Origin of the sequence: Agrobacterium pusense (assembly GCF_013285525.1) — a bacterium.
Classification (GTDB): Bacteria; Pseudomonadota; Alphaproteobacteria; order Rhizobiales; family Rhizobiaceae; genus Agrobacterium; species Agrobacterium pusense.
Map to the genome: position 1 here is coordinate 766011 of NZ_CP053856.1, position 16543 is coordinate 782553.

Here is a 16543-nt window from a genome sequence, read left to right on the forward strand (position 1 = left end):
AAGAGCAGGCACGCCACACCGCGGCAGTTATGAGGTCGGAAATGAAGAGGCGGCAAACGGGGACAAGGCGTGGGATGGCAGCTCGTTTTCCGGATATAAGCCCATCCTGAAGGCTTGCCGAAATGTCCTAGCAACCCAACTGCGCGAGATAGCTGTCGCGATTATGCTGCGCGAGGTCCCTGCAATAACCGACGACGCAGTTCCGGGTGCCGCACCGGGCGCAAAGCAGGGCCAATTCAGCCTGGCTGAAGAATTCCGCGGGCGTTGCGGTGCCGTCCACCGAGGCGACGCCGATTGAAACAGTCAGATGCTCGCCGCCGCCCTCACTCGTCACGAAGCGCAAGGCTTCGACGCTTTGCCGCAGACGTTCAGCGATCGCCTCAGCCGTGTTTTGCGCAACGCCTGCAAACAGGAAAGCAAATTCGTTGCCGCCGATGCGGGCGACAAAATCATCCTTCTTGATCGTCTTGCGAAAGAGCCCAGCAAGCCGCCGCAGGGCCTTGTCTCCGGCGGCGGGGCCGTATTTGGCGTTGATCTCGCGGAAATGGTCGATATTGAGGAGCATCAGCGATGTCGCGGAGGCGGCCCTGTCTCCGGCAAAAAGCTCTCCGAGTTTTTCGAGGAAAGCCGCCCGGTTGGGCAGCGCCGTCAGCACGTCGCGCAGGGAACCGGCCTGCAGTTCGGCGCGCCGCCTTTCGACGTCATGTATTTTCATCAGCCCCATGGAGATGAAATGCCTTAAGCTGGTCTGTTCCTCGTGGATGTCGTCCAGCAATCGGGCGACGCGGTCGGTGGCCGGGGACCCAACAGTTTCGTCTTCGCCAAGGCGTCCGATGAAGGCTTCCGTGCGCCTCTGGCCAGCTTCCAGCCGTGCGGAAATCTGTTTCAGCGTTTCAAAGGCCTCGCTGGCCATCTGTTCCGCTTCGATGCGGGAGAAGCCGGGCAAATTGTGCCTCTGGCCAACAAGATCGATCTCGTGCTGTTGCGGCGCATTACCGAGCGCCAGGATGTCTCGGCCCATGGCCGGGTTATGGCCCGACAATATTTCATAGATCAATTCGTAATTGCGCGGCAAGGGTGCAATATTCATCCTGGCGATGAACTGCGCGACCTTGGTAAGGACAAGACTACTTCTCGCCTGTTCGCGTTTTTTATCGCCAGCAGATGTCATCGCTGTCAGCTCCAGTATCGATGGTCTTATCAATCGAACGAAATAACCGTTTTCTGAATGGCCAAATCATAGGCGAGACGGCTTAAAATTGGCTAAACCTGCGAGCGAAATTCATCACCTCCAGGTTTTATTTCGGCCCTTGGCGAACGGAACCTTTCAAACGTCCTTTGATTGATAACATGACAAATGCTGATTTGATTTCCGGCTCCCGCCGATTTTATATCGCTTGGTCGTTATTGCAGAGAAGGTGCAGCCCATGACGAATTCCCGAACCCTCTATTCGCTCTGCGGAAGCGATGTCTCCAGGCCATTTTCCCCCCATTGCTGGAAAACCGTGTTTTCGTTGGCGCATAAGGGACTGGATTTCGAAGAGCGTCCGTTGCCCTTCACCGTCATCCCGACCGTGGAGGATGGTTTTTCGAAGACGGTGCCGATCCTGCGGGACGGCGACCGCCTGGTGAGCGACAGTTTCGAGATTGCCCTTTATCTGGACGAGGCCTACCCGGAGCGGCCATCGTTGTTCGATGGGGAAGGCGGCAAGGCCATGGCGCGCTTTGTCGAAAGCTGGTCCCAAACCCAGCTGCATCCGGCCATCGTCCGTATCGCCGTGCTGGATATCCACAATATGCTGGATGAGCCGGATCGTCGTTATTTCCGCGAAAGCCGGACAAGGGCGCTTGGCCGCCCGCTCGAGGATGTCGTCGCCAACCGCGAAGACGCGATCGCCGCCTTTCCTGCCTTGCTCGCTCCCATCCGCCGGATGCTGAGTTTTCAGCCCTTCATCGGCGGCACGTCGCCGCTTTTTTCGGATTACATCGTTTTCGGCGCGCTGCAATGGGCGAGGATCACCACCGGTGCTGATCTGTTTTCAGATAATGACCCTGTGCGCGACTGGTTCGAAGGGTGCCTCGATCTTTACGATGCAAGGGGCCGCAGTGTGACAGCGGCGTGAAATGTCTGCCGTCAGTGCCGCAATCTCATTGATCCCCCTTGTTTTCGGGCCTTTGGGCGGGTAAAGACCGCCCACTTTCTCTGAAGGAAAAGGAAACGGACACATGGCGATTGAACGCACATTTTCGATGATCAAGCCGGACGCAACCAAGCGTAACCTCACGGGCGCGATCACCAAGGTATTTGAAGACAACGGCCTGCGCGTCGTCGCCTCCAAGCGCGTCTGGATGAGCAAGCGCGAAGCCGAAGGCTTCTACGCCGTCCACAAGGAGCGCCCCTTCTTCGGCGAACTCGTTGAAGGCATGACTTCCGGCCCGACCATCGTTCAGGTTCTGGAAGGCGAAAACGCCATCCTCAAGAACCGCGAAATCATGGGCGCCACCAACCCGGCCCAGGCCGCTGAAGGCACCATCCGCAAGACCTTCGCGCTTTCCATCGGCGAAAACTCCGTTCACGGTTCCGACGCTCCGGAAACCGCCGCTCAGGAAATCGCCTACTGGTTCGCCGAAACCGAAATCGTCGGCTGATTCAAAGTCTCAACGGCTTGAATCGCTCTATCAGGCGATTGCTCGAAGCCGCTGAAAAGACTCGAAGAAGCGGAGCCGAAAGGCTCCGTTTTTTTTGTTTTTTGTTGCGATAAGGGCACGCCGCACCCGCCTTCATCATCATTCCTGTGACAAGCACAGGGACAAGGAGAGGTTGCACTCGCTCCGTCAGTCCCTACGACACCGGGCACCCCTGAGCCGGCCGCATATCAATCGTTCCGTCAGGTTTAAACACCTCCGGATTGGGCGTATAGAGCGGGCCGACGACCAGCGGCTTGGCGGGGAGAGCTGACTGGTCGGTATCGGAGCGGATGGTGGTCTCGATCGTCTGCAGAATATCGCCATCCGGCCCTTTGATGCGGACGGTGACCCTGTAGGGCCGATCCTGCTTCACACATTCGACCGGCGGGCTCTGAACGGTGATCTTTTCGTCCTTCGGAAAAATCTTCTCGCGGGTGGTGAGGTCGGGCCCTCCGCGAGGGTTTTCGAATGTTGCTTCAACGCTGCTGCCGTCGCGAATGGGGGCAATACGCTGCAGCGTCACCAGATAGGTGGCAATGGCCACGCGATAGTTGAAGACGAACATGCGGCCGGAAACCTTTGCCACCTCGCGCGGTTCTTCGCGCTGACAGCCGGAAAGGGTGAGTATCGCCACCATTGCCAGCAATGGCAGGCCGGTTCTTTTCATGACCGCGTCTCCTTCGTGCGGTGATAGTGCCGGCTGGCTTTCTGTCGGTTGCCGCACACCGCCATATCGCACCAGATCCGGCTTCTGTTTCTGCTGCGGTCGATGAACAGCCAGCCGCAATTGCCGCAGATCCTCAACCGCTGCCGTGGTTCGTCCGCAAGCAGCGACAGTGCGGAGTGGGCGGTGGCATTGGCGAGATGTTCTGCCTTCGGGAACATGCGCAGGGCGGCGCCGCAAGCGAAGAGAAACTGCGCCAGTTTCCCGTTGTCCTCGCCGCCATCGGCGATGGACGAGCGAAAATAATCGTCGATTGCCTCGCGCAGATCGAAAAGAACCGGCCGTCTCTCTTCGTCGGGCGCGACGAGGGCGGGAAATCTTTCTCGCTCCGCACCAAGCCGTGTCGCCGCTTCGGCAAAGGTGGCGATCTGCCCGGCCACGGCGAAGCGGTCTACCGATCTAGCGGCGTCTGAACGCAGGATCACGCTGTTGGCAACATCCAGCGCCAATGCGCCGCCCGCGAAACGATGTTCTGTCCAGCGAAAGGTCATGCCGCACATTATAACTATCAAAACTGGTTTTAATAGTTATAATCACAGCGGGAGGACGCGCTTGGCCTATTTCCTGCAACAATTGCTGAATGCAGTGCCGGTCGCCGCGCTTTATGCGGTTCTGGCCTTTGGTTATGCCATCGCCTTTTCAGTCACCAGACGCGCCGATGTCACCTATGGTGCCATATTCGCCTTTGCTGGCCAGACCTGCCTGCTTTTTGCCGATTTCGGCTGGAACCGCCTGTGGCTTGTTCTCCCGGCGACATTGGCGCTGGGGGCAGGGGCGGGCCTGTTCGGCGGGCTGTGGGCGGCGGGTTTCATCGGCAGGGTGGTGATGCGGCCGTTAGCGAAAGCCTCTCCCAACGCGGTGACGGTCGCTTCCATCGGGGTGTTGATAGCGCTGACGGAAAGTGCAAGGCTGGCCGCCGATACACGGCAATTATGGCTCCCGCCGCTTTTGTCGGAGCCGATACGTTTCTGGGCCGATGGCGGCTTCGCCGTGACGCTGACGCCGATGCAAATGCTGAATACGATGGCCTTCAGCCTGCTCATTCTCGCCGGATCGTTTTATCTTGGCCGCTCCGCTTTCGTCAGGCGCTGGAAGGCAGTGTCGGACGATGCTTTTGCTGCAGCCTTATGCGGGGTAAATGCAGGCCGGATATTTCTCATGTCCTATTGCGCGGCGGGTCTCGTCGCCGCCATCGCGGGCGTGCTGGCCACATTTTATTACGGCACCATGGATTTCGGGGCCGGTCTGGTCTTTGGCCTGAAGGTGGTGCTGATTTCTGCGGCAGGCGGTTATACCAGTCCGCTTATCTGTGGGCTGGGGGCCGCCGCCGTCGGTTTTGCGGAAACTTTCTGGGTCGGTTACGGACCGGCCGCCTGGCGGGATGCGATGGTTCTCGCGATGCTGGTCGGCTGGCTGGTTATCATGCGCAGCAGGGTTGAAGCGCCTTAGGGCATTGACGAAAGCGGTGCCCGCTTCCACCGGACCATGCGGGAAGAACAAGGCATTATCGCCACTTTTCCCTGGCCGTATCGTCGGTTGTCTTTGCCGCAACCCACTCGCCCGCCGTTCCATCCTTGCCATGTTCCTTTTTCCAGAACGGCGCGGATGTCTTCAAGTAGTCCATCACGAAATTCGCGCCATCGAAGGCCGCCTGTCGATGCGATGAAGCGGCGATAACGAGGACGATATTTTCGCCCGTGGCGATCTTGCCGTGGCGATGGATGGCGGTGAGGCCAAGCAGGCCGAAGCGTTCCATCGCGAGCTTGGCGATGCGCGTCATTTCCGCTTCCGCCATGCCGGGATAATGTTCCAGTTCCAGCGCCGCGAGCGTGCCGCCATCATCCCGGCAGAGCCCGGTGAAGGCGACAACCGCGCCGATGCTCCTGTCACCTTCCGTCAGCCGGCGGGTTTCTTCCGCAGCGTCGAAATCCTCTGCCTGGACACGGACGGTCGGCCGCATTCGCTCATCCCCCCGTCATCGGCGGAAAAATGCCGATCTCGCGCGCGCCGACGATGCTTTCATCATGCTCGACGTGTTCCTGATTGACCGCAACGCGGATGACATTGGGAAATTCGAAGGCAGCCTCGTAATTTTCACCGCGCGTCGCAAGCCAGGCAATCAGCTCGCCGGCCGTAGTGATGGAGGAAGGGAGGTCCAGCTCCTCTTCATCCGTGCCGATCTTCTCGCGAACCCAGGCGAAATAAACGATCCGTGTCATCATTCTTCGTCCACGATGTGCTTGAGGCCAGCCTTGAAGTAATCATAACCGGTATACATGGTGAGCGCTGCGGCCAGCCAGAGAAGCGTGATGCCCATCTCGGTCGTGTATGGCAGAACCTTGTCGCCAGCAGGACCCGCGAGCAGGAAAGCGATGGCGACCATCTGGATGGTGGTCTTCCATTTGGCGATGCGGGTGACGGGAACGCTGACCTTCAGCGCCGCCAGATATTCGCGCAGGCCGGAAACAAGAATTTCACGGCAGAGAATGGTGATGGCCGCCCAGAGCGACCAGCCGGCAATGGTGCCGTCGGCCGCCATCAGAAGCAGGACGGATGCGACCAGCAGCTTGTCAGCGATCGGGTCCAGCATGCGGCCGATATTCGACGTCTGGTTCCAGATGCGTGCCAGATAACCGTCGAGGAAATCGGTCAGCGAGGCGATGATGAACAGCCACAGTGCCGTCCAGCGCGCAAAATCCGAACTCTCCAGTTTTCCTTCAACGTAAAAGCAAAGGACAATGACCGGAACAGCGAGAATCCGGCCATAAGTGAGGAGGTTGGGAATGCTGTATGCGCGCGAAGCCATGGGGAAACCTGTCAGTCTGAGATCAGCTGCCTTGATGCCGCCGCTAGGGCATAGCGTCAACACGTGATTATGTTTTTTTAGCAGGTCAGCCCCGCCGTTCTGCGTCAATCGCTGCCGCTCTCGTGGAAGTGATTGTAAATTTGCCGCGCCACCGTCTCGGAAATGCCGGTGACGGCCATCAGGTCATTGAGGCCCGCGCGGGAAACCGCCTTGGCGGTTCCAAAATGCTGCAGCAACGAACGTTTGCGCCCCGGTCCGATTCCCGAGATTTCGTCCAGCGGATTGCGCACCATTTCCTTCTTGCGCCGGGCCCGGTGCGATCCGATCGCGAAACGGTGCGCCTCGTCACGCATGCGCTGAATGAAGTAGAGCACGGGATCACGTGGCGGCAGGGAAAAATCGCTGCGCCCGTCCGCGAAGAAACGTTCACGGCCCGCCTCGCGGTCCATGCCTTTGGCGACGCCGATGGCGGTTACGCAGTCGCGAATGCCGAGTTCGTCGAGGATGGCCCGCACCGCCGTCATCTGCCCCTGACCACCATCGATCAGGATCACGTCCGGCCAGGCGGGGAAGGGCATGTCGGCAGCTTCTTCTGCTGTCGGTATGCGCTCGCGATCCGGCTTTCCTTCTTCTTTCAGCAGGCGTGAGAAGCGGCGGGTCATCACCTCCCGCATCATGCCGAAATCGTCGCCCGGCGTGATGTCGGTCGATTTGATATTGAACTTGCGATACTGGTTCTTCACGAAACCTTCCGGCCCCGCCACCACCATGCCGCCGACCGCATTGGTGCCCATGATGTGCGAGTTATCGTAGATTTCGATCCGCCGAGGCACGTAGGCAAGGCCGAAAGTCTCGGCAAAGCCCTTCAGCAGCCGCGCCTGAGACGATGTTTCCGCGAGCTTGCGGCCGTGCGCCTCGCGGGCATTGGCAAGCACGTGATCGGTAATGTCCTTCTTCTCGCCGCGCTGCGGCACGCTGATCGTGACCTTGTGCCCGGCTTTTTCCCCGAGGGCGGCCGCCAGCAGTTCCTGTTCCTCCACCGTTTCGGAAAGCAGGATCTGTTTCGGCACCGGCTTGTCGTCGTAGAACTGCGCCAGAAACGCGTTGAGAATTTCCGAGCCGGGCAGGGACGGATCGGCCTTGGGGAAATAGGCGCGGTTGCCCCAGTTCTGGCCGGTGCGGAAAAAGAACACCTGAATACAGGAAATGCCGCCTTCGTGGTGGATGGCGAAGACATCCGCCTCTTCAATGCCGGCGGGGTTGATGCCCTGGTGGCTCTGTACGTGCGAAAGTGCCGCCAGCCGGTCGCGATAGATGGCGGCGCGCTCGAAATCGAGGTCTTCGGAAGCCTCGTTCATTTGTCGGGCAATTGCGGTCTTGACGCTCTGGCTCTTGCCGGACAGGAAATCCTTGGCTTCCTTGACCAGCTCCGCGTAGCCCTCGTCGCTGATCTCATGCGTACAGGGCCCGGAACAGCGCTTGATCTGGTACAGAAGACAGGGACGGGTGCGGGTTTCGAACACACTGTCTGTGCAGGTGCGTATCAGGAAGGCGCGCTGCAGCGAATTGATCGTGCGGCCAACCGCGCCGGCGGACGCGAAGGGTCCGAAATAGTCGCCCTTGCGCGCCCTTGCTCCCCGGTGCTTGAAGATCGCTGGGGCACGGTTGTCGGCGGTGATGAGAATATAGGGGAAGGACTTGTCGTCGCGCAGAAGTACGTTAAATCGCGGCCGCAAGCGCTTGATTAGATTCGCTTCCAGAAGAAGCGCCTCGGTCTCCGTGCGGGTGGTGACGAATTCCATGTGCGTGGTGTGACGCACCATCTGGGCGATGCGGTTGGAATGCACGCGGCCCTGCGCATAATTGCCGACGCGCTTCTTCAACGAGCGTGCCTTGCCGACGTAAAGCACGTCGCCCGCCTCGTTGAACATGCGATAGACACCCGGCGCATTGGGCAGGTGTTTGACGAATTCGCCAATGAGGTCCATGCCCTTCAGGCCGGATTCGTTCTTCCATCCCGCATTCCAGTCCATGCCGGCGACGTCGCGCGGAGCCTCGGCCGTTTCCGTTGCGGCAAGGCTTGCATCGTCATCTTCGTCGTCGGTGTCATCGAAGAGAATACCGCCATCAGGCAGCTTCTTTCCGTTCATTCAGGTATCTCCGCCACGTCAGGGGTTTCCCAGCCAAGGTGCTGGCCGCCGTCGAGCGCGATCATTTGTCCGGTGACCGACGGCGTGTCGTAAAGAAAGCGAATCGTCCGCCCGAACTCGTCCGGCGCAGGACCACGCTTTAATATAAGGCCGTCGATCTGCGCCTGAAAGTCCTCGGGCGCCTGTCTTTCGCTTTTGAAGGTGGGCCCAGGCCCGATGGCATTCACCCTGACGCGCGGCGCGAAACTCTGCGCCATCGTCCGTGTGGCGGTCCAAAGCGCTGATTTCGAAAGGGTGTAGGAATAAAAGCGTGGCGTGAGCGCAAGCACACGCTGGTCGATGATATTGACGATCAGCCCGGATTTATTGGCGGGCAACTGTTCGACAAAGGCGGCGGCGATGAGGGAAGGCGCCCGCACATGCACGGCAAAATGCGCATCGAAGATATCAGGGTCAGGCGCTTCCGCCGTGTCGCCGAGAAAAACAGACGCATTGTTGACGACGACGCCGATGGGGCCGAGGGCGGAAGACGCCTTTTCGATCAGCGCCGCTGTCGGGGCTGATTGTGTCAGGTCCGCCTGAACGGCAGCAGCCCTGCCACCTTTCTGCCTTATTTCGTTAGCGAATTCCTCCGCCTGCGCGATCGATTCATTGGCATGGACCGCGATCGCAAAGCCGTGGCTGGCCAGATCGGTGGCGATAGCGCGCCCAAGCCGCCGCGCGGCCCCGGTAATCAAGACTGTCTTCGGTATATCTTCTTTCACAGCGGACCTGCATTTGCTCATACACGCCCTATTTGCTGGATATAAATGCAAATCGCAAGCTGTCACTCGGCCCGAAAAGAATTGGGCGATTTTTTATTCACAATGCAATTCCGGTTTAATTTTAATATAACGAAGTTTAAAGGCGATCTATCTTTGTTTAGCCTTCTGTTAGGGTTAATAAAATCCTTGTGGCAATTAGGCAACGTCTAATTCTAGTCACGCGTCTGCCCCAAACAATTCACATTTTGGCTCTTTGATCTCCGCATTCTCCCATCAAATTCGGTTTCCAGAGGGGCGATCAACCCGACGAATTATGCCGCGTCTGAAAACAATGTTTTGAGTGCAGAGCGGTCCTGAAAGGAGAATAACATGCGTATTTTCGTAGCAACCCTTATGGCTTCGACCATGGCCGCCGCTGGCTTTTCGGCTGCTCACGCCGCTGACGCCGTAAACGAAGTGCCGCAGGCACCGGTTTCCTACGACCAGCCAGCACCGGTCAAGGACTGGTCCGGCGCTTACCTCGGTGGTACCGTCAACTACGACTGGGGCCGTTTCAGCTCCAGCAACGACGGCCGTGACGCCAAGGGCGCTGGCGGCGGTCTGTACGGCGGTTACAACTGGCAGAATGGCCAGATCGTTTACGGTGCCGAAGCTGACGTCAACATGGGTGACGAGCGCGGTTCCGCCGGTACGGTCGCAGGTCGCTCGGTCGAAGGCAAGCAGGGCGTCAACGGCTCGCTGCGTGGCCGCGTTGGTTACGACATGAACCCGTTCCTGCTCTATGGTACGGCCGGTCTTGCTGTCTCCGACAACAAGGTTCGTGACGGCGTCAACAAGGACAGCGCCACGGCTCTCGGTTACACGGTTGGTGCCGGTGTAGAAGCTATGGTGACCGACAACATCACCGCCCGTCTGGAATATCGCTACAGCGATTACCAGAAGAAGGACTACACGCTCGGCAACGACGCCTTCTCGCGCGGTTATGACGACCACTCGGTCAAGGCCGGTATCGGCGTCAAGTTCTGATCCTTTCCGGATCGGTCAAAGAAAAGCCGGGGTCATGCCCCGGCTTTTTTGTGTCTGTAATTTGCCGTTGAACGCCCGGCAAAAAGCCGGGTGTTCTGCGCGGTCACGTCAGGCGGCGGCCTTCATTTCCGTATAGGCCTCGAAACGCTTGCCGAAGGTTTCCGGCCACGCCGCCAGCGCATCGCGTCCTTCGGCCCACTCGCCCGCAAAACGCAGGTCTAGATAACCGATCATCGCAGCCAGCGCGAAATGGCCGCCGTGCAGCTTCTTGCCGGTCTTCGGCAGGTTGGCGTTGAGATGGTCGAGCCCGCGCACCACCTTGCTCCACTGCTTGTCGATCCAGGGCTGGTGAATTTTCTCTTCCGGTCGGAAACGGCGCTCGTAGACGATGGCCAGCAGGCAATCCATGATGCCGTCGCACAGCGCCTCCAGAATTTCCACATCCGTGCGCTTGCCGTTCTTTTTGGGGTAGAGTTTACCGCCTGAAAGACGGTCGAGATAATGCATGATGGCCACGCTGTCGTAGACCGATCCGCCATCATCAAGCAGCAGCACCGGAATCTTTCCCAGCGGATTATTGTCCATCAGCGTGGCCGGCTCGGCGTTGGTGTCAACGCGAACGGAGGTTATGTCGATGTCGAGATGACGGGCCGCCATGCGCACCTTGGCGGAGTAGGGGGAGGCGGGCGAATAGAGCAGTTCCATGGTTGGGTCCCTGTGGGTTGATCAGCGAATGGGGATGATTTCGGTTGAACTCGCGCGGCAGCCCTTGCGGTCAAGCTCCGGGCAATCGCGGAATGTCATGTCCCGGTTAAGGCAGATGCGCACTTCTTCGAGGCGCTTGCCGTCGCAGCTGATGGAAATGCCGCGTTTCGACAGGCCGGGATTGGCATCGGTAAAGGCGGTTTCTATCGCATCGGCGGAAAGCGCGGCTGTTTCGGCGCCGGAAGCGATTCTCTCCGGCAGCCGGATGGCCTCGAAGGCGGCCCGCGTCGCCGAGAAATAGTCTCGCTGCGACAGGCCGGAACAGGAGCCGTGTTTGCGCCACTGATGGCCGATCAGGCCCATGGAGGGCATGATGTCGAACATGGTGCGGCCGATCGCGTCCGGAACACGCTCAGGCTCGTCGCTTCGGCAGAATTCGGGATAGCCGTTTTCGTTCTGCGGCCATAGCCCGTGCACCACGAATCCGTAACGCCTGTCGCTGCCGCACTGCTGTCGGTTGCCAGAGCCTTCGGAACTGGCGCAGAATGCCGGTGACCATGAAAGCGAGAGCACATAAAAATCGAAGCCGCTTCCGCGCGGCGGAGGCCTCTTATCCGGCTTCGCTTGAGAAACCACGCGCCCTGGAGCATCCGGCCAGGAATTGCCGGCGGTCTGCGATTGGGGTTGTGTCTGCCGGTCGGCCGGTGTGGTTGGGGCCGGATTTTGCTGCGCGAACCATAAGGCGCCGAGCGACAGAAGGCCCAGGGCGATGAAACCGGCATAACGCTTCATTCCGTGTACGTTCCCCGGAAAATGGACGACCTCATATCGCCGGCAGGCGACGATCCGGTCTTACATCAACTTGTGAACGGGGCAAACCGCCAATCTTTGATGAAAAGGTTGAAAGCTTCGCCGCATAACGAATAGAGTCGAACGAATCTCCGCAAAAGACGGAACAGGCTGGGGTGAAGCTGGAGGAAATAGGCGGGCATGACCGCATGAAATTCAAGAAATATATCTGGCCCGTCGTTGGCTTTGCGACGATCGGCTTTTCCGCCTGGTTGCTCTTTCACGAATTGCGCGGCCTGTCGCTTGATGATCTCTGGGACAGCCTGAAGGCCATTCGGGTGCGGGACTGGTTGTGTTCGGGTCTCTCCACCCTGCTGGCCTATGCGGCGCTTGCCGGTTATGACCGCATCGCGTTGCAGCATCTTGGCCGCAAGGTGAACTGGCTCTTCATCACGCTCACCTCCTTCACCACCTATGCGCTGTCCCACAATGTCGGCGCGTCGGTGTTTTCGGGCGCCGTGGTGCGATATCGGGCGTATACGTCGAAGGGACTAAGTGTGGCGGAAGTGGGCGTTCTCGTCGGCCTCTGCTCTTTCACCTTCCTCATCGGCACGATCATGCTGATCGGAATGGTGCTGCTTTACGAGCCTGACATCACTGAACGGTTCACGGGCATACTGCCGGTCGAAGCCTCGACCACGACAGGCGTCGTGCTGCTCTTTTTCGTCAGCCTTTATGTTCTCGGCAGCCTGCTCAGGCTGAAGCCTCTGAAGATCGGCTCCTTCGTGTTGCCATACCCGGCGCCGAAGCTTGTGGCGCAGCAACTGGTCATTGGCCCCATCGAGCTGATCGGCGCGGCGGGCATCATCTATTTCGCGCTGCCGGAAGCCGGCAATCCCGGCTATATGGTTATTCTCGGCATATTTCTGGTGTCGTTTTCCGCAGCGCTCATTTCGCATGCGCCGGGCGGATTGGGCGTGCTGGAACTCGTCTTCGTCACCGGCCTGCCGGACATGAACCCGGCCGACGTCATCGCAGCGCTCCTGGTCTTCCGCCTGTTTTACCTCATCATCCCCTTCATCATGGCGCTGTTCGTGATCCTGTTCTTCGAGCGATCACAGCTTGCCGCGGCGCAGAAAAGGGAAGGGTTGAGGTAACTCAGCCGTCTTCCGGCTTTTCCTCGCCGCGCAGCCAGAAGGCGCGTTGCGAGGCGAACCTGTCCTGCGCCAGCCTTGTCTTGAGGTAAGGCAGTAGCGTGTGCAGCTCTTCTTTCAGCGTGTAGGGCGGATTGACGATGATGAGGCCGGAGCCGCTCAGCCCATCCAGCCGGTCGCTCCTGACGGAAAGTTCCGCGCATAGCATCTTCGGAATCTCGAAGGATTGCAGCCGCTCGTGGAAATCCTTGATCGGCGCGCCTTTCTTGAGCGGATACCACAGGCAATAGGTGCCGGTGGAAAAGCGGCGATAGGCCTTGTTCAAACCATCGGCCAGCCGCTGATATTCGTTCTCCAACTCAAACGGCGGATCAACGAGGATGAGGCCGCGTTTTTCTTTCGGCGGCAGATGCGCGCCAAGCGACAGCCAGCCATCGAGCTCGGTCACCCGCACCTGATAGTCACCTTCGAATAGCCGCGCGAGCGCGCGGCTGTCATCCGGATGCAGTTCCATGGCCGAAAGCCGGTCCTGCGGGCGAAACAGCATACGCGCGAGTTTCGGTGAGCCGGGGTAGAATTTGACGCCGCCTTCAGGATTGAGTTCCTTTACGGCGGCAAGATAGGGCTCCAGCAGCTCGGCGATAGGGTCGGGCAGATCACCCTCCATCAGCTTTCCGATGCCGGTCTGCCATTCGCCGGTTTTCTGCGCCTCTTCAGACGTCAGGTCGTAAAGACCGATGCCGGCATGGGTGTCCAGTACCCGAAAGGCCTTGTCCTTGTTCTGCAGGTAACGCACGAGGCGGGCGAGAACGGCATGTTTGAGGACATCCGCGAAATTACCGGCGTGATAAATGTGGCGGTAGTTCATGGATGTGTCTCGCTTGCCGTTTACCCGGATGAATGGTCAGGATGAATATTCTTGATGGACGTCACTTCGGCCTTTTTGCCGCATCGTTGATGCAATATACAAAAGATATGAACTTTGCGACCCCGATTTCCGCTGAAAAAGCCACCCTGAAGGCCGAAGTCCGTATCGGACACACGGTCTGCCCGCATGACTGTCCGAGCGCGTGCGCGCTGGAGGTCGATATCAATGCCGATGGCCGCATCGGTCGTGTGCGCGGCGCCAATGCCAACACCTATACCGCCGGCGTGATCTGCGCCAAGGTGGCGCGGTATTCCGAGCGCATCTATCATCCCGGTCGTCTGCTGACCCCGAAGCGCCGCAAGGGCGCAAAAGGGGCGGGCGACTGGCAGGAAATTTCCTGGGAAGCGGCGCTGGACGAGGTCGCCGACGCTTTTGTGAAGGCAGAAGCCCGGCACGGCGCGGAGGCCATCTGGCCCTATTTCTATGCGGGCACCATGGGGCAGGTGCAGCGCGACTCCATCGAGCGGCTGCGCCACGCCAAGAAATATTCGGGCTTCTTCGGCTCGATTTGCACCAACATGGCCTGGACAGGTTACGTGATGGGCACCGGCGCCTTGCGCGGCCCCGATCCGCGCGAGATCGGCAAGGCCGATGTCGTCGTCATCTGGGGCACCAATGCGGTGGCCACGCAGGTCAATGTCATGACCCATGCGGTGAAAGCCCGAAAAGAACACGGCGCGAAGATCGTCGTGGTCGATATCTATGACAATCCGACCATGAAACAGGCGGATATGCGCCTCGTCGTCCGACCCGGCACGGATGCGGCGCTGGCATGCGCCGTGATGCACATCGCCTTCCGCGACGGTTATGCCGACCGCGATTACATGGCGCGCTTCGCCGACGATCCGGCCGGGCTTGAAGCGCATCTGAAACCGAAGACGCCGCAATGGGCATCCGAGATCACCGGTCTTTCCGTCGCTGAGATTGAGGCTTTCGCGCGGCTGGTCGGCACGACGAAGAAGACATTTTTCCGGCTGGGTTATGGTTTTGCCCGCCAGCGCAACGGCGCGGTCGCCATGCACGCGGCGCTTTCCATCGCCACGGTGCTCGGTTCCTGGCAATATGAGGGCGGCGGCGCGTTCCACAATAATGGTGATATCTTCCGGCTCAACAAGGCGGAGCTGATGGGAACAGCCTATGCCGACCCCGACGTGCGCCAGCTCGACCAGTCGCAGATCGGCCGCGTGCTGACGGGCGATGCGGAAGCGCTGCGCCATGGCGGCCCGGTAACGGCGCTGCTCATCCAGAACACCAATCCCGTCAATGTCGCGCCCGAACAGAGGCTGGTGAAGCAGGGCTTCCTGCGCGACGATCTCTTCGTCGCCGTGCACGAGCAATTTATGACGGAAACGGCCGAGCTTGCCGATATCGTTCTGCCGGCCACCATGTTTCTCGAGCACGACGACCTTTATCGCAGCGGTGGCCAGAACCATATCCTTCTCGGCCCGAAACTGGTGGAGCCGCCCGAAACGGTGCGTACCAACCTCTTCGTCATCGAGGAACTGGCCAAGCGTCTTGGTGTCGATCATATGCCCGGTTTCGGCCTTTCGGCCAGAGAGCATGTCGACCGCATCCTGAAGGCGAGCGATTGGGGTGATTTCGATACGCTCGCCGAAGAGAAATGGATCGATGCGCAGCCGCCGTTCGAGGTCGCGCATTATCTTGAAGGCTTCGGTTACGGTGACGGAAAGTTCCGTTTCAGCCCTGATTGGGCAACCGGGCCTTCTCCCAACAAGCCACCGAAGAATATCGGCGTGATGGGGCCGGTGTCGGAATTTCCGAAATTCCCCGATCAGGTCGATGTTATCGAGGTTGCGGATGCGGACCATCCCTTCCGGCTGGCGACATCGCCCGCGCGCAACTTCCTGAACTCCACCTTCGCGGAAACCAAAACCTCCGTGCAGAAGGAAGGCCGCCCTGAATTGATGATCTGCCCTGAAGATGCCGCCATCAACGGCATTTCTGATGGCGACATCGTCCGCATCGGCAACGGGCGAGGCGAGGTCCGGCTCCACGCGAAAATCGTGGAAGGTGCTAGGCCGGGAGTGCTCATTGCCGAAGGGCTATGGCCGAACAAGGCGCATCTGGACGGCGAGGGCATCAACGTGCTGACCGGTGCCGACGCCGTCGCTCCCTATGGCGGCGCGGCATTTCACGACAACAAGGTTTGGCTGCGCAAGAGCTGACGGAAGATTTTGAATGACGAAGTTCGACAACGTGAAAATTGAAATTCTGAAAGACGAAACGCTTTCAAAGAACTGGTATCACCTCCGCAACATAACCTACAATTACACCAATTCCCGTGGCGAAACGAAAGTCATCAGGCGCGAAGCCTATGACCGTGGCAACGGCGCGACGATCCTGCTGTTTGATCCACGACGCCAGACGGTTGTTCTGGTACGGCAGTTTCGCATGCCGGCCCATGTGAACGGTCATCACGGTTGGCTCCTTGAAGCCCCGGCCGGCCTGCTGGACGGCGATAATCCGGCCGAAGCCATCCGCCGCGAGGTGACGGAAGAAACGGGCTATGTCGTCAGCGACGTGCGGTTCCTGTTCAAATCGTTCATGTCGCCCGGTTCTGTCACCGAGATCATTCATTTCTTCGCCGCGATTGTCGAATCTTCGGATCGTGTCGAAGAAGGCGGCGGTGCGGCCCATGAGGACGAGGATATCGAGGTCGTGGAAATCCCGCTGGACGACGCCATGAAGATGATCGAGACGGGCGAGATATGCGATGGCAAGACGATCATGCTGCTGCAATGGGCGGCCTTGAACCGCCCCTCCCTGACAGCCTGAGATTTCATCATCT

The 16543-nt window shown here is 59.3% G+C and carries 18 protein-coding genes; 7 read left to right on the forward strand and 11 right to left on the reverse strand.

What is annotated here, in order from left to right; all coding sequences use genetic code 11:
• Window positions 1–127 precede the first annotated feature (127 nt).
• Window positions 128–1171 carry a GGDEF domain-containing protein gene (locus tag HQN82_RS03730; RefSeq protein ID WP_004441098.1) on the reverse strand — a complete coding sequence of 348 codons (1044 nt, stop codon included), beginning with the start codon at window positions 1169–1171 and terminating at the stop codon, window positions 128–130.
• 256 nt (window positions 1172–1427) lie between these two features.
• Between HQN82_RS03730 and HQN82_RS03735 the strand changes: the two genes are divergently transcribed.
• Entirely contained in the window at window positions 1428–2123 is a 696-nt protein-coding gene (locus tag HQN82_RS03735) for a glutathione S-transferase family protein (RefSeq protein WP_173614562.1), read from the forward strand.
• Between the two features lie 103 nt (window positions 2124–2226).
• Window positions 2227–2649 carry a nucleoside-diphosphate kinase gene (gene ndk / locus HQN82_RS03740; RefSeq protein WP_003496769.1) on the forward strand — a complete coding sequence of 141 codons (423 nt, stop codon included), beginning with the start codon at window positions 2227–2229 and terminating at the stop codon, window positions 2647–2649.
• Between the two features lie 193 nt (window positions 2650–2842).
• Here the strand turns inward: ndk and HQN82_RS03745 are convergent, their stop codons facing one another.
• Window positions 2843–3355, reverse strand: coding sequence for a hypothetical protein (locus HQN82_RS03745; protein ID WP_037088968.1), 513 nt, complete (start codon window positions 3353–3355; stop codon window positions 2843–2845).
• Window positions 3352–3912 (reverse strand): CGNR zinc finger domain-containing protein, encoded by a 561-nt coding sequence (locus HQN82_RS03750; RefSeq protein ID WP_173614563.1) that lies wholly within the window; start codon window positions 3910–3912, stop codon window positions 3352–3354. The genes HQN82_RS03745 and HQN82_RS03750 overlap by 4 nt, the downstream gene beginning before the upstream one ends.
• Window positions 3913–3964: 52 nt before the next feature.
• Between HQN82_RS03750 and HQN82_RS03755 the strand changes: the two genes are divergently transcribed.
• Window positions 3965–4861, forward strand: coding sequence for a branched-chain amino acid ABC transporter permease (locus tag HQN82_RS03755; RefSeq protein WP_173614564.1), 897 nt, complete (start codon window positions 3965–3967; stop codon window positions 4859–4861).
• 55 nt (window positions 4862–4916) lie between these two features.
• On the opposite strand, the gene HQN82_RS03760 is transcribed toward HQN82_RS03755, so the two are convergent.
• The 5 genes from HQN82_RS03760 to HQN82_RS03780 all read right to left on the reverse strand — a co-directional run bounded on the left by HQN82_RS03760 (window position 4917) and on the right by HQN82_RS03780 (window position 9153).
• Window positions 4917–5372: a molybdenum cofactor biosynthesis protein MoaE gene (locus HQN82_RS03760; protein ID WP_173614565.1), complete on the reverse strand. Its 456-nt coding sequence runs from the start codon at window positions 5370–5372 to the stop codon at window positions 4917–4919.
• A 4-nt stretch (window positions 5373–5376) separates the two neighbouring features.
• Window positions 5377–5631 carry a molybdopterin converting factor subunit 1 gene (gene moaD, locus HQN82_RS03765; RefSeq protein WP_006700176.1) on the reverse strand — a complete coding sequence of 85 codons (255 nt, stop codon included), beginning with the start codon at window positions 5629–5631 and terminating at the stop codon, window positions 5377–5379.
• Window positions 5631–6218 (reverse strand): CDP-diacylglycerol--glycerol-3-phosphate 3-phosphatidyltransferase, encoded by a 588-nt coding sequence (gene pgsA / locus HQN82_RS03770; protein WP_004441114.1) that lies wholly within the window; start codon window positions 6216–6218, stop codon window positions 5631–5633. The genes moaD and pgsA overlap by 1 nt, the downstream gene beginning before the upstream one ends.
• 104 nt (window positions 6219–6322) lie before the next feature.
• Entirely contained in the window at window positions 6323–8368 is a 2046-nt protein-coding gene (gene uvrC / locus HQN82_RS03775; RefSeq protein WP_022555955.1) for an excinuclease ABC subunit UvrC, read from the reverse strand.
• A complete protein-coding gene (locus tag HQN82_RS03780; protein ID WP_112765707.1) occupies window positions 8365–9153 on the reverse strand; it encodes an SDR family oxidoreductase in 789 nt (262 codons plus the stop codon). Before HQN82_RS03780 ends, uvrC begins: the two co-directional genes overlap by 4 nt.
• A gap of 348 nt (window positions 9154–9501) precedes the next feature.
• On the opposite strand from HQN82_RS03780, the gene HQN82_RS03785 reads away from it, so the two are divergent.
• Window positions 9502–10158: an outer membrane protein gene (locus HQN82_RS03785; protein WP_004441118.1), complete on the forward strand. Its 657-nt coding sequence runs from the start codon at window positions 9502–9504 to the stop codon at window positions 10156–10158.
• Window positions 10159–10266: 108 nt separating this feature from the next.
• On the opposite strand, the gene HQN82_RS03790 is transcribed toward HQN82_RS03785, so the two are convergent.
• Window positions 10267–10863, reverse strand: coding sequence for a glutathione S-transferase (locus HQN82_RS03790; RefSeq protein ID WP_006700180.1), 597 nt, complete (start codon window positions 10861–10863; stop codon window positions 10267–10269).
• A 21-nt stretch (window positions 10864–10884) separates the two neighbouring features.
• On the reverse strand, window positions 10885–11655 hold the full coding sequence (locus HQN82_RS03795; RefSeq protein ID WP_037088973.1) for a ribonuclease T2 family protein: 771 nt from the start codon (window positions 11653–11655) through the stop codon (window positions 10885–10887).
• 206 nt (window positions 11656–11861) lie between these two features.
• Here HQN82_RS03795 and HQN82_RS03800 point away from each other — a divergent pair, with 206 nt between their 5' ends.
• Window positions 11862–12809 (forward strand): lysylphosphatidylglycerol synthase domain-containing protein, encoded by a 948-nt coding sequence (locus tag HQN82_RS03800; RefSeq protein WP_112765897.1) that lies wholly within the window; start codon window positions 11862–11864, stop codon window positions 12807–12809.
• Window position 12810: 1 nt separating this feature from the next.
• On the opposite strand, the gene HQN82_RS03805 is transcribed toward HQN82_RS03800, so the two are convergent.
• Window positions 12811–13674, reverse strand: a complete 864-nt coding sequence (locus HQN82_RS03805; protein ID WP_077987781.1) for a 23S rRNA (adenine(2030)-N(6))-methyltransferase RlmJ — start codon at window positions 13672–13674, stop codon at window positions 12811–12813.
• Between the two features lie 41 nt (window positions 13675–13715).
• On the opposite strand from HQN82_RS03805, the gene HQN82_RS03810 reads away from it, so the two are divergent.
• Window positions 13716–15920, forward strand: coding sequence for a molybdopterin-containing oxidoreductase family protein (locus tag HQN82_RS03810; RefSeq protein WP_173614566.1), 2205 nt, complete (start codon window positions 13716–13718; stop codon window positions 15918–15920).
• Window positions 15921–15933: 13 nt separating this feature from the next.
• Window positions 15934–16530 carry an NUDIX domain-containing protein gene (locus HQN82_RS03815; protein WP_112765708.1) on the forward strand — a complete coding sequence of 199 codons (597 nt, stop codon included), beginning with the start codon at window positions 15934–15936 and terminating at the stop codon, window positions 16528–16530.
• Window positions 16531–16543: the final 13 nt, after the last annotated feature.